The sequence below is a fragment of the Gammaproteobacteria bacterium genome (assembly GCA_013696315.1).
GTDB lineage: Bacteria > Pseudomonadota > Gammaproteobacteria > JACCYU01 > JACCYU01 > JACCYU01.
The window spans coordinates 1-13,473 of record JACCYU010000269.1 but is presented as its reverse complement, the minus strand read 5'-3'; the positions used below and the strand labels follow the sequence as shown (position 1 = coordinate 13,473).

The following is a 13,473-nucleotide window of genomic DNA, read 5'->3' as shown; positions in this document are numbered from 1 at the left end:
ACAGCTTACCCACTTCGCCCGGCGACGGCTCGCCTCCATGCAGCGCCGCTCGACCTTGATACGAGCCTTCTGCCAACAAGCCGAATTGTCGCTTTGAATCGTTAACTTATTATGCAAGTCTCAATAGCTTGGATCGCAGCCAATGCTTACCCGAATTTCTACATGCTTATTTTCTCCATCATCCGACGGCACAGAAATTCCTGACCGCAAAGGGGTCGATCATGTCTGGATTAAATATGGCCATCATCAAAGAGTTGCCGCTCCGACTACCGCCTCTACCAGAGCAACAAACCATAGTCGAGAAACTCAAGTCCCTTTCTCATAAAATCCGACTCCTCGAAGAGACCTACCAACATAAACTCCGTGGCTTTGTCGAACTAAAACAATCCATCCTGCAAAAAGCCTTCGCGGGTGAACTCACGTCGAAGCCTGAGCAAGCCTTGAAAGAGGCTATCGCATGAACGAAGCCGAAACCCGCGCCGAGCTGCTCGATCCCGTGCTCAGGGCGGTGGGCTGGGGCCTTGTCGACGCCAGCCGCGTGCGGCGCAAGCATCTGGCGAAGGACCGGACGTTAGACTGTCAGTGGGTCGAGTATGGCGTCAGTCAGCGCGAACGAGAGTCCCGCACCGCATCGAGTATGTTTTCAGTTGTCGCGGCGGACTTGACGCCGAGAACATCGAAGGGCGACTTCTCAGTGTTGCGCTCCGCGCGTAGCTCGAAAACCGAACCATCCTTGCGTCTGATCCGGACGGGTTCGGTTTGCGCCAGGGTGAGAAGCATGGCCAGATTCTGGCGCGCTTGCGAATAGGTGAACACTTTCATAGTGCCAGCTCCAATGTCTTGATGCCCATTTCGCTGGCAACCTGCAGCATTCGCTGATCCAGCGTCACGAGTGGACAGGACAGCGTCCGCGCGCAGTCCAGGAAATAGGCGTCGTAAGCATAAATGTCAAAACGCAGCGCAATGCCGAGCGCGCTGCCGATATCAACGGCCAGAAGGCGAACGGGAATCTGCTGCGTTACTTCGTAAGTGTCGTGAGCACGCCGCGCCTCGATCTGCCGGCGTTTAACCATGGCCGTAAGCGCATTGCCGATTTCATAGGGCAGGATTTCGGGCGCGGCGATCTCCGCGCCCACCGTCGCACGAACAATATTCGTCTTTTCCGGCTCATCCAAAGCCACGGCAAGAAAGATGTTTGTATCGGCGACGACGCTCATGTGACAATTGTACAATAAGTCATGCCAAGGGAAGGGGTGTTGCATGAATGAAGCCGAAACCCGCGCCGAGCTGATCGATCCGGCCTTGCGGGCGGCGGGCTGGGGCGTGGTCGAGGCCTGCCGCGTGCGGCGCGAGCAGATCACACATGGCCGGCTGCTGGGCGCAGGGCAGCACGGAGAGCGTGATGTGGCCGACTACGTACTCATCTACCGAGACCACAAACTCGGCGTGATCGAGGCCAAGAAGCGCGATGCGGCAGATACCGAAGGTTTGGGACAGGCGAAGAAATACGCCGAGAAACTACAGGTTCGCTTCGCCTACTCCACCAACGGCCGAAGAATCTATCAGGTCGACATGCATGCCGGCCGCGAGGGGTACGTAGACGCCTATCCCGCCCCGGACACGCTGTGGAATCTGACATTCGCCGAGCACAACGTATGGCGCGACCGCTTCGCCGCCGTGCCGTTTGCGGACAAAAGCGGCACGTGGCGGGCGCACTACTATCAGGACATTGCCGCAAGAAACGCGCTGGAGGCCATTGCCACAGGCAAGGCGCGCATCCTCCTGACCCTGGCGACCGGCACCGGCAAGACGGCCATCGCCTTTCAGATCTGCTGGAAGCTGTTTCAGAGCCGCTGGAACCTGAGCGGGGAACCGACGCGGCGGCCGCGCATCCTGTTTCTGGCCGACCGCAATACGCTGACCGATCAGGCGTACAGCGAGTTCTCCGCGTTCGCGGCGTTTTCCGAAGACGCGCTGGTGCGCATCAGGCCGGACGAGATCCGCAAAAAGGGTCGCGCGCTCACCAACGGCAGCATCTTTTTCACGATCTTCCAGACCTTCATGACCGGCACCGATGCGCAGGGCCGGCCATCGCCCAATTTCGGCAGCTACCCGCCGGACTTCTTCGATTTCATCGTCATCGACGAGTGCCACCGCGGCGGCGCCAACGACGAAAGCAACTGGCGCGGCATTCTGGAATATTTTGCGCCCGCCGTGCAGCTTGGGCTGACCGCCACACCCCGGCGCACGGACAACGTGGACACCTACCGCTACTTCGGCGAGCCGGTGTACGTATATTCGCTGAACGAGGGCATCAACGACGGCTTCCTGACGCCGTTCAAGGTCAAGCAGATCGCCACCACGCTGGATGATTATGTTTACACCACCGATGACGAGGTGATCGAGGGCGAGATCGACGCCGGCCGGCGCTACGGCGAGGAAGACTTTAACCGCGTGATCGAGATCATGGCGCGTGAGAAATACCGCGTGAAGCTGTTCATGGAACAGATCGACCCGCGCGAGAAGACGCTGGTATTCTGCGCGACGCAGGCGCACGCGCTGGCGGCGCGGGATCTCATTAATCAGATGAAGGAAATCCGCGACCCGAACTACTGCGTGCGGGTGACGGCGAACGATGGCGCGCTGGGCGATCAATTCCTCAAGACGTTCCGGGACAACGACAAGACCATCCCGACCATTCTGACCACCTCGCAGAAGCTCTCCACCGGCGTGGATGCGCGCAACGTGCGCAACATCGTGCTGATGCGGCCGATCAACTCCATCATCGAGTTCAAGCAGATCATCGGGCGCGGCACGCGGCTCTTCGATGGCAAGGACTACTTCACGATTTACGACTTCGTGAAAGCCTACGAGCACTTCAACGATCCCGAATGGGACGGCGAACCGATCGAGCCGGCGCCGAGACCGAAAATAGTCGAGGACGAAAAGGAGGAGCAAACAGACGAGTCCGATTCGACTGGCGAGGATGAAGACGATGAGCGCCCGCGGAGGAAGATCAAAATCAAACTCGCGGACGGCAAGGAGCGCACCATCCAACACATGATGGCGACGAGCTTCTGGGGTCCGGACGGCAGGCCGCTGTCGTCGGCGGAATTTATGGATCGCATGTTCAGCGACCTGCCCGAGCTTTTCCGCGACGAAGACGAGCTTCGCGAAATCTGGAGCCGGCCGGGTACGCGCAAGGCGCTGCTGGAAAGCCTGGCCGAGAAAGGTTACGGGTGGACGCAACTGGCGGAGCTTCAGCAAATCGTCGTTGCGGAAAATAGTGACCTGTTCGACGTGCTGGCGTACGTCGCGTACAAGCTGCCGACCATGACGCGAGAGGCGCGCGTGTTTCGCTGCAAGGCGCGCAGCTATTCACAGTATGATTACAAACAGCAGGCGTTCCTCGACTTCGTGCTATCGCAATACGAAAAAGAAGGCGTCGGGGAGCTGGATCAGGACAAGCTGGGCAGCCTGCTGGAGATCAAGTATCACAGCGTGAGTGACGCGGCGGCCGAGCTTGGCGGCGTCTCGAACATCCGTGATCTTTTCGTGGACTTCCAGCGGTATCTATATGAACGGCCGGATGCACCGTGATGCCTCTATCGTCAATCGGGCCATGAGAATGGCGAGCTGATCATGATCTACTCAGACATTCATCCGTGGCCTGCCAAGCGTAGCGGGGCGGGTGACGGTCTACGTCAGCGGCAGTATCACGCATTTCGCACCGACCGGCTTGTGCGCCAGATGCGTCACCTGCGCGGACGCCGGACTGCCCTTTCGTGGCGACGTCGCTCCCAAGACGATGAATTCTGCCTCAGTCGCCCTCTTGATGTCAGAGTCTGCGATAAACGTGAGTTATTTGCGCGCTGTCAATGGCGTCATTACCAACAGAGCGCAACGATTATAGAGTGTTGCATAAGTACTTAACAAAGAAGCTGTCGTGCTGAACGGGGTGAAGCATTTGCTTCTCCCTCGGAAGCAGGAGATTCTTCGGAAAGTGGTAGAGGGGCAAAGTCTAAAACCGATATGCGATGCGGCGGCCTGGCTTACCGGGTTATATGGGCCGCCTTCCATTCATTCCTTGTCCAACCCCAAGAGCTAAACGGCGCGAGAGCGGGAGGAATTACCCTCTGGTGTCCCGACTACGCGTGTTAGGGGCCGGTACAGCCTAGCGTCTCTCGACACCGCCCGCATCAGGTCGTCTTCAAATCCGTGGCTAATCGCGCGCCGCGTCTATAGCGGGCAAGCCGTGTTCGTCACCATAAGTCCTGCCCTGAATGCGCGACATGTGCGACTTTCGATTGAGCTATCGCCAGACTGGGGCGTTTCGTCGGTCGATGTCTGTTTTTCCTGTAGCGGCGCGCTTAGTGTCTGAACTCGGGCGGCAAGGCAGGCGCCGCCAGCCAAGGAAGGCGACAAAGACCAGGGAAGAAGCCAAGCATCAGGGAGGACAAAGCGCTCACGGATGGGCGCTCGAATCACTAAAAAAACCCCGCTCTCGTAGCTGGGTTTTCTTTTATTTGGATCTTTTGTGCATTCTTGAAGCGGAAATTAACGCTGCCGCATCGTAGAATCACGGTTCCATAAGAGTTCTTTGGGTGCCGACATACTTGCGATCGAACCTGGCAATGTCGAAATGTCGAAATTCGCCACGGGATCAAGAACTGTCAGGCTTGTTTGTCTGCTCTTCGAGCGTTTTTACGCGCGTTTCCAGGACTTTGATCTGGCGCAGTAGTTGCGGAAGTCGCGCGAGATGCGCAAGCTCTTTCCACGCTTTGCGTATCGATCGCGCTGGATAACCCCATACGGTGTCACCAGGCGGCACGTCCTTGGTGACGCCACTTGTGGCCGCCACTGTTGCACCCTCGCCGATCTCAATATGATCCGCGACGCCCACCTGCCCCGCCAGCACCGCTCGCTTGCCGACTTTTACGGTGCCTGAGAGCCCAACCTGCGAGACAATGATCGCATCTTCGCCGATGTCATTGTTGTGGCCGATCTGTACAAGATTGTCGATCCTGGCGCCGCGGCGAATTCGAGTCATGCCGAAAGTTGCGCGATCGATACATACGTTACAGCCGATCTCTACGTCATCATCGATTTGTACCGACGCCAGCGATGGCACCTTCGTATGCCGGTTATCCATCCAGAGATAGCCGAAGCCGTCGCCACCGATTACTGCGCCGGCGTGAACGGTGACGCGATTTGCTAGCCTTACACCGCCCATTAGTGAAACGTTCGGGCCGATCCTGCAGTCTTCTCCGATGGTGACGCCACGCCCCACGTGCACGCCCGACTCGATGCTCGTGCCGCGACCGATACGCACATCCTCGCCGATAACCACGTACTCACATATGGATACGGTATGATCGAGCTGCGCGCTGGCGGCAATTGCGGCGCTGGCATGCACGCCTGGTGCGTATTGCTGGTCCGGATGAAAATAGGTCAGCAAACGGATAAACGTTTCCCGCGGCCTGGCTATCGCCCACATCGTTTTGCCGGGAATATCAGGAAAATCTTCCGTTACGAGATACGCCGAGGCGCCGCCCGTCTCGACCTGCGGCCGGTAACGTGCGGCTTCCGCAAAGGCAATATCGCCTGTGCCCGCCGTCTCAAGACTGGCACACCCTTTTATACTGACCCCCGGGTCTCCAATTACTGTCCCTCCGAATCGATCACGCAATTCCCGCAAACTTGCCTTCAATGAAATCTCTCGCTTGATCAAATTGACCATGAATACGTTCTCGTGCGCGCTGAGAAGATCACTAAGGCATTATCCCGACGCGGCGACGTGGCAGTTTGCTGTGCAACGACATACCGGCGCCCGTCCTGGTGACTCGCGCGACCACGGCCTGTAGTCTGTGGAGTTTGATTGTCGCGCCCGCTGCCAATACAAACACGAGTTGAACTTTGCGCCCCCTGCGCAACGCAAAAGGCTCCAACTCGATGAAGGTGCCACCCGCACTAAGGTCACTGGCCTTGCAACGCCGAAAGCGTTGTCCTGCGGCGCACAAATATACCAGAGCGGCGACTGGTTTTCGTTCACTTTGACGGCGCTCAATCATGCCTTGACTCCGCTGGACAAACCACCTGGGTAACTATAATACAAGCGAATCTGGCACTATACGGGAACATGCGCACAAAACCTGCCATCCGGGATTCGCAATGCTCACAGTTGAAATGCATGTGGGGGCGCGTGCTCGTGGTAGCCACAATCAGCACCGCCATCAGCGACACCAATGCGCAAGATCTCCACATGGAACTACATCCACAACGTAGTTCGCAGACGCTGGAACAGCAGCAGGGCCAATACCGGCGAAAACTTGAGGCGCTGGAAGATTTGTCGCGCTCTGAGCGGCAGCGGCTTGATCGGCAACTTTGGCGTCAACGCCTCAATCAGCGGCAATTGCTTAACCGTTCGCTGGATCGACCGCGTCCTTCTTCAGGTCTGTCAGAGCCGGTGGGCACCCCGACCCGTCCGATTCCACAATCATTGCAACCACAACGCAGCCAGGAACTCCAGTTCAAAATTGAGAGAGAAAGCTGGCGTTATCCGGCCGATTCCCCTTAGACCCGGCGGCTTGGGACGGAAGTCGCGCCCAACCCGATCCTCTCATCGGCCGGTTGCAAGCGCTCGTCGCAGCTACCGTGCATGGTAAAAAACCCATGTGGCATAGTTGCTTGCGTGACACACATATCACGCGACGGGAATCACTAATGACAATTAATCTTTTGCTGGCATCAGGCGTCATCATCGCGAGCCTCGGTTTGTTGTTGTGGCGGCATTGATGCCTGGCTTATCTCACGAATTCAAAGCACGGCATCCTGCTCTCCATTGTCCCTTCAAAGACCCCGCCGACTGGCGGGGTCATCGTTTATGCATCTGTTACAGGGGATCTACTTCATTGTAGCGATCCCGCCCAAAAACTGATTCTCCTGACTCGAGGCGCGCAGCCCGGACTTTTCGCATATATCGCTCGCGTATTGCCAGCGGGGACTGGAGCATTGTGCCATTGCCAGTTAGAATCCCGACGGGTTATTACTCATGCTGTATCGATGCCGGCAGATTCCGAAGTAGCGGCGAACACACTGTCTGCCGCGACCTTCGTTTGGCAAGCCATTACTGAACGGAAACGTCTAGATCGTCGCCCATCGCACCGGCAAAAGTATGAGTGAAGTGACTGTTGGGGGCCGTAGCTCAGCTGGGAGAGCGCTGCGTTCGCAATGCAGAGGTCAGGGGTTCGACCCCCCTCGGCTCCACCATAGCTTTTTCCATCATTTGCCCCGGTAGCTCAGGGGATAGAGCAGCCGCCTCCTAAGCGGCAGGTCGCAGGTTCGATTCCTGCCCGGGGCGCCAAGGACCCCGGTCCCTGGCCCTGCGTTGGGTTCCGGTTCATTAGCGGGAACCGGCATGGTCTCCTGATAGTAAAAACTACAACCAGATTTGCGTACGAAGTATCCTCGCCAGACTCAAGCGTTGCGGTGGTTGCATTAAGGAGTCTAGAACATGATGCATCGTCTACACGACATGCCGTTCGGCGCCGAGATCATCGGCCCAGGCCATGCACGTTTTCGCTTGTGGGCGCCGAGTGCGGACTCGGTTGAGTTGTGTCTGGGCGCCGATCAGGCCGAGCGCGGCATCGCCATGCATTCCGCAAATGACGGCTGGTTCAGCCTTGAGGCTGAGTATATAGAACCCGGCCTGTATCGGTTTCGGATCGACGGCGACCTGCGCGTCCCTGACCCCGCGTCGCGCTACCAGCCCAACGATTTGCACGGCCCCAGTCAGATCATCGATCCGCGCGGCTTCGACTGGCAGGACGTGGACTGGCGCGGGCGCCCGTGGGAAGACGCCGTATTCTATGAATTGCACGTCGGCGCCTTCACGTCCGAAGGGACGTTCAATGCCGTTGAGCAACATCTCGATTATCTGATGAAACTGGGTGTGACGGCGGTCGAGCTGATGCCGGTGGCGGATTTCCCGGGCACGCGCAACTGGGGCTATGACGGCGTGCTGCCGTTCGCGCCTGACAGCCGCTATGGCGCGCCCGATGATCTCAAGCATCTGGTGCAGACCGCGCACGCGAAGGGGTTGATGGTGTTTCTGGACGTTGTTTACAACCACTTTGGCCCGGACGGCAACTATTTACACGCCTACGCCAAGGACTTTTTCACCGAACGATACAAGACGCCCTGGGGCGCCGCGATCAATTTCGACGGCGAGCAAAGTCGTGCAGTGCGCGATTTCTTCATCCATAACGCGCTTTACTGGCTGGAAGAATATCACTTCGACGGACTGCGTCTGGACGCCGTGCACGCCATCGCCGACGCGTCGCAACCGCACATCCTCGTCGAGCTGGCGCAGGCAGTACAGGCAGGTCCGGGCAAACACCGCCACATTCATCTGGTATTAGAGAACGACGATAACGCGGCGCGTTTTCTAAAGCGCGACGACACGGGACAGCCGCAGGCCTATGTCGCCCAGTGGAACGACGACATGCACCATGTGTTTCACACGGTAGCCACCGGTGAGCGCGCCGGCTATTACGCCGACTACGCAGACCGTCCGATCGAACGCCTGGCCCATGGGCTGACGCAGGGTTTCGTGTATCAGGGCGAAGCTTCGGCGTACCGCGAAGGAAAAAAGCGCGGCGAGAAGAGTAGTCATCTACCACCGACCGCTTTCGTCAATTTTCTGCAAAATCACGATCAGGTCGGCAACCGCGCGCTTGGCGAGCGCATCGGGGTGCTGGCCAGCCCCGAAGCGTTACGCGCCGTCACGGCGATATTGCTGCTTTCGCCCATGCCACCGCTGTTGTTCATGGGTCAGGAGTGGGCGTGCGACCAGCCGTTTCCATTTTTTTGTGATTTCGAAGGCGAGCTGGCCGACAAGGTCAAGGAAGGACGCCGCCAGGAGTTCGCGGCTTTTCCGGAATTCAAGAACCCGGCCACGCGCAATCGCATTCCGGATCCTGGCGCGCTCGAGACTTACAAAAGCGCCATCCTCGACTGGACGCAGCTAGAGCTCAAACCACACGACGAGTGGCTGAAGTTTCATCGTCGTTTACTGGATGTGCGGCACCGGGAAATCACACCGCGTCTGCGTGGCGCTCACGCAGCAGGCGCTGGAACTCATACCTACCCTCCCACCGGCCTGTGTGTGCACTGGCAGCTAGGCGACGGCGCCCGGCTGAGCATCGTTGCCAACCTGGGCGCTGACATTATCCAGGATATCGGCCAGCCGGACGGCGATCCGCTGTTCATGACGGCAGGTGTACACCTTTCAGAACTCGCCGCGGGGTTGATGCCGTCTTGGTCGGTGGCCTGTTTTCTGGAAAAATAGTGCCCGATAATGACCCTGTCTTGCAGCTGGCCTCACGTTGCGGCATACAGCCGCATTTTTACGACGTATGGGACAAACGGCGCGAGGTGTCCGCAACAACGCTGCAAGCTCTGCTGGCGAGCATGGGCATTGCGGTTAAGGAATGCCACCATCGCGACGCGGCGATAGCAGAGCTGGAGGCGCGCGCATGGCGGCGACCGTTGTCGGCTGTACAGGTCGTGCACGCACACGAAATGTCGCCGCGCATCGCGCTGAATCTGCCCGCAACGTACACGACCGCATTGAACTGGCGCCTGACTGAAGAGCATGGCCGCATCCACGAGGGCACCATCGACCCGCGGACGCTCGAAGCCTTAAGCCGGCATACCCTCAATGGCATCGAGTATCAGCGCCGCGCATTCCCGCTGCCGTTCATGCCGGAGCCCGGCTATCATCTGTTCGCGCTCGCCCCCGCGGATGCCGATCAGGATCAACTGGCGAACATGACTTTGATCGTCGCACCGAGCCGTTGTCATGCCGCACCCGCGCTGCAGAATGGCGGACGCGCGTGGGGAATTTCGACTCAGCTTTATGCGATCAGGTCACAGCGAAACTGGGGCATTGGCGATTTCACGGATCTGACCGCTCTGATCGATCACGCCGCGCGCCTCGGCGCCGACGCCTTGGGCCTGAATCCATTACACGTATTGTTCCCGCATAATCCCGCACACCGCAGCCCTTACAGCCCGTCAAGCCGCCTCTTTTTCAATAGTTTGTATCTTGATATTGACAAGATTATTGAACTGGATGGCAACGATTCGCTGCGTCAGTCCGTAAGCGAAGCCGATTTTCAACAGCGTCTGCTCGCACTGCGCGAGCGTGAGCGGGTTGATTATCCAGGCGTGGCGGCAGTCAAGTTTCCCACTCTCGAAGCGCTGTTTGCGAATTTCCAGAAAGAGGCGCTAGTCACGGATAGCGAACGTGCGGCGGCTTTCCGGGAGTTTAAGCAACAAGGCGGCGAGCCGCTTTATTACCATGCCTTGTTCGAGGCGCTGCAGGCACATTTCAGCGCGCAGCAGCCGCCGTTGCTCGGCTGGTCGGCGTGGCCGCCCGAGTACCGCGATCCGGCCTCGCCCGCGGTAGAAGCATTCGCCTCCGCGCATGCCGACAGGATTGAGTTTTATCTGTATCTGCAATGGCAGGTTGCATCGCAACTGGCAGCCGCCGTTGAGCGTGCGCGCGAGGCCGGCCTGCGTCTTGGGCTTTACCTGGATCTGGCGGTCGGGGTCGATCAAGAAGGCGCGGAAGCGTGGGCGCATCAGCGCGTCTACGCGACCGGCGCGAGCGTTGGCGCGCCGCCCGATCTGTATAACCTCAAGGGACAGAACTGGGGACTGCCGCCGCTGATCCCGATCGCACTCACGGATACCGGCTACGCGCTGTTCATCGCCACCTTGCGGAACAACATGCGGTATGCGCACGCGCTGCGCATCGATCACGTCATGGGTCTGATGCGGCTGTACTGGGTACCCGCCGGCGCGACGGCCGCCGATGGCGCGTTCGTGCATTATCCGCTGAACGACCTGCTTGGCATTCTGGCGTTGGAAAGCCAGCGCAACCAGTGCTTCATTATCGGCGAGGATCTGGGCACGGTGCCGGACGAAGTGCGCGAGGGCTTGACGCCGCGCGGCGTGCTCTCCTATCGCGTCATGTATTTCGAGAAGCAGGACGACGGCCGCTTCAAGCCGCCTGTTGAATATCCCGCACAGGCGCTGGCGGCGATCAGCACGCATGACCTCCCTACCCTCGCCGGGTTCTGGGAAGACGTCGATCTCCAGGTGCGCGCCGAGCTGGACCTTTTTCCGACCGACGAGCTGCGCCAGCAACAAGAGCAGGAGCGCGCCGAAGATCGCGCACAATTGTTGAGCGCGCTGCGGCAGGAGAAGATTCTCAAAAACACGACGACCCTGAACTCCGGGCAGTCACCGCGCATGACCGACGAGCTGGCGACCGCAATTCACCGTTTCGTGGCGCGCACGCCGTCGCAGCTCATGCTGGTGCAGATAGAGGACGCGCTCGGGCAGCGGGAGGCCGTCAACCTGCCGGCGACAACTGACGAGCACCCTAACTGGCAGCGCAAACTGAGCGTTCCGCTGGAAGACTTCGACGAGCATCCTCTGTTGCGCAATATCGCCGCTGCCGTCAACGCGGAACGCGGAAGGCCTAGCGAGAAGTCCCGCTCATGAACGATCCGGCATCCAGCCCATTAGTGAAGGTTCCGCGCTGCACTTACCGCCTGCAATTCAACCGCGAGTTTACCTTCCGCCAAGCGGTAGAAATCGCGCCCTATTTGCATAAACTCGGCGTAAGCCACTGTTACGCGTCGCCTTATCTCAAGGCGCGACCGGGCAGCATGCACGGTTACGATATTATCGATCACAACGCGATAAACCCCGAAATCGGGACTGAAGACGACCACCGGCATTACGCGGATACGCTGCAAGGCTTAGGGCTGGGGCAGATACTCGATATCGTGCCCAACCACATGGGCATCATGGGCAGCGACAACGCCTGGTGGCTGGATGTGCTGGAGCACGGACCGGCATCGGTGTACGCGGATTTTTTCGACATCGACTGGTCGCCGCTTAAACGCCCACTGCAGGGCAAGGTTTTACTGCCGGTACTGGGCGACCACTACGGCGCGGTGCTGGAGCGTGGCGAGCTTAAGCTGGCGTTCAAAGCCGCGCAGGGCGTATTTGCGGTCCACTATTTCGAACACCTGTTGCCGCTCGATCCACGCGAATATCCACGGATTCTAAGGCTCGGATTGTCCGAGCTAAACGCAGATGCCATAGACGAGGGGCAACACGTCGCGGAACTGCAAAGCCTCGTCACCGCGCTTGAGCATCTGCCGGAACGCACGGCAACATCGCCTGAACAAATTGAGGAACGGCAAAGGGATACGCGCTTTCTCAAAACTCGTTTGGCGGATCTGAGTGCGCGCTGGCCGCGATTTACGAGCCTAATCGCCGATACCGTGCGCGCGTTCAACGGCGAACACGACGCCCCCGGTCAGGGTCTGACACGCTTTGAATTGATGCATCACCTGCTCGATGCGCAGGCGTATCGCGTAGCGTATTGGCGGGTAGCCGCCGACGAGATCAACTATCGGCGATTCTTCGATATCAACGATCTGGCCGCACTGCGCATGGAGGACCGGCGCGTATTCGAGGCCACACACGCTTTCGTGATGGGCATGGTGGCGCGTGGCGAACTCGATGGTTTGCGCATCGATCACCCGGACGGGCTGCACGACCCGGTCGAATACTTTTTCCGTCTACAGGACGCCGCCCCGGTTGCGCCAGGCGCGGACGAGACTGCGCCAGTGCGCCTATATGTACTGGTCGAGAAAATTCTCGCCGCGCACGAGCATCTGCCGGCCGACTGGCCGGTGGCGGGCACCAGCGGTTATGACTTCACCAATCTGGTCAATGGCGTGTTCATCGATCAGGACGGGCAGAAACCGCTGGACCGCACGTATGCGCGCTTCATCGGCCACACGCTCAGGTTCGACGATCTACTGTACGCCTGCAAGCGCCGCATCATACGCCGCTCGCTGTCCAGCGAACTGCATGTGCTGGGCAACCGTTTGAGCCGCATCTGCGAGGCCGATCCGCGTACTCGCGATTACACCCTGAGCGGCCTGCGCGACGCATTGCAGGAGGTCGTGGCCTGCTTTCCCGTCTATCGCACTTACATCACGTCTGCGGATCTGAGCACTCAGGACAAGCAATACGTGGACTGGGCAGTGGCGCAGGCGAAGAAGCGCAGCCAGACAGACGAAACCAGCGTGTTCGATTTTATCCGCGCGGTGTTGCTCAAAGAGCTGCCAGAGGATCACGCGGCCACTGCCAAGGCGCAGATCGCCTTCGCCATGCAGTTCCAGCAGTACACATCGCCGGTGATGGCCAAGGGGCTCGAAGACACCGCAATGTACAACTACAACCGTCTGATTTCGCTCAATGAAGTCGGCGGCGATCCGGCGCGGTTCGGGATCTCTGTCAGCGCCTTTCATCATCATGGTCGCGAGCGCGCCAGAACCTGGCCGCACGCCATGCTGGCTACCACCACGCACGATACCAAGC

Annotated in this window: 9 protein-coding genes, 2 tRNA genes and 1 pseudogene; 8 read left to right on the top strand and 4 right to left on the bottom strand. The window is 59.0% G+C overall.

Translation table 11 applies throughout. The features are described 5' to 3' along the window. The first annotated feature begins 125 nt into the window (after positions 1 to 125). Positions 126 to 461: pseudogene (locus tag H0V34_15200) on the top strand (restriction endonuclease subunit S). 142 nt (positions 462 to 603) lie between these two features. Here H0V34_15200 and H0V34_15195 read toward each other — a convergent pair. Together H0V34_15195 and H0V34_15190 are read right to left on the bottom strand one after the other, a co-directional pair. Continuing rightward, positions 604 to 822, bottom strand: coding sequence for a prevent-host-death protein (locus H0V34_15195; GenBank protein MBA2492963.1), 219 nt, complete (start codon positions 820 to 822; stop codon positions 604 to 606). Further along, positions 819 to 1,217, bottom strand: a complete 399-nt coding sequence (locus tag H0V34_15190; GenBank protein ID MBA2492962.1) for a type II toxin-antitoxin system VapC family toxin — start codon at positions 1,215 to 1,217, stop codon at positions 819 to 821. Before H0V34_15190 ends, H0V34_15195 begins: the two co-directional genes overlap by 4 nt. A 43-nt stretch (positions 1,218 to 1,260) precedes the next feature. On the opposite strand from H0V34_15190, the gene H0V34_15185 reads away from it, so the two are divergent. Further along, positions 1,261 to 3,600 carry a DEAD/DEAH box helicase family protein gene (locus tag H0V34_15185; GenBank protein ID MBA2492961.1) on the top strand — a complete coding sequence of 780 codons (2,340 nt, stop codon included), beginning with the start codon at positions 1,261 to 1,263 and terminating at the stop codon, positions 3,598 to 3,600. A gap of 1,063 nt (positions 3,601 to 4,663) precedes the next feature. On the opposite strand, the gene lpxD is transcribed toward H0V34_15185, so the two are convergent. Together lpxD and H0V34_15175 are read right to left on the bottom strand one after the other, a co-directional pair. Then, a complete protein-coding gene (gene lpxD, locus H0V34_15180; GenBank protein ID MBA2492960.1) occupies positions 4,664 to 5,710 on the bottom strand; it encodes a UDP-3-O-(3-hydroxymyristoyl)glucosamine N-acyltransferase in 1,047 nt (348 codons plus the stop codon). A 61-nt stretch (positions 5,711 to 5,771) separates the two neighbouring features. After that, on the bottom strand, positions 5,772 to 6,071 hold the full coding sequence (locus tag H0V34_15175; GenBank protein MBA2492959.1) for a PilZ domain-containing protein: 300 nt from the start codon (positions 6,069 to 6,071) through the stop codon (positions 5,772 to 5,774). Between the two features lie 137 nt (positions 6,072 to 6,208). Between H0V34_15175 and H0V34_15170 the strand changes: the two genes are divergently transcribed. The 6 genes from H0V34_15170 to treY form a co-directional block, all read left to right on the top strand. Beyond that, complete coding sequence (locus H0V34_15170) at positions 6,209 to 6,577, top strand: hypothetical protein (GenBank protein ID MBA2492958.1); 369 nt, start codon at positions 6,209 to 6,211, stop codon at positions 6,575 to 6,577. A gap of 616 nt (positions 6,578 to 7,193) precedes the next feature. Next, positions 7,194 to 7,269, top strand: a tRNA-Ala gene (locus H0V34_15165). 18 nt (positions 7,270 to 7,287) lie between these two features. Then, positions 7,288 to 7,363: transfer RNA gene (locus H0V34_15160), tRNA-Arg, on the top strand. A gap of 153 nt (positions 7,364 to 7,516) precedes the next feature. Beyond that, on the top strand, positions 7,517 to 9,349 hold the full coding sequence (gene treZ, locus H0V34_15155) for a malto-oligosyltrehalose trehalohydrolase (protein ID MBA2492957.1): 1,833 nt from the start codon (positions 7,517 to 7,519) through the stop codon (positions 9,347 to 9,349). Next, the gene (gene malQ / locus H0V34_15150) at positions 9,349 to 11,574 is read left to right on the top strand and encodes a 4-alpha-glucanotransferase (GenBank protein MBA2492956.1); all 2,226 of its coding nucleotides are present in this window, start codon (positions 9,349 to 9,351) and stop codon (positions 11,572 to 11,574) included. The genes treZ and malQ overlap by 1 nt, the downstream gene beginning before the upstream one ends. Then, positions 11,571 to 13,473, top strand: a 1,903-nt coding sequence (gene treY, locus H0V34_15145; GenBank protein ID MBA2492955.1) for a malto-oligosyltrehalose synthase, incomplete at its 3' end; no start/stop codon positions are given. The genes malQ and treY, both read left to right, overlap by 4 nt.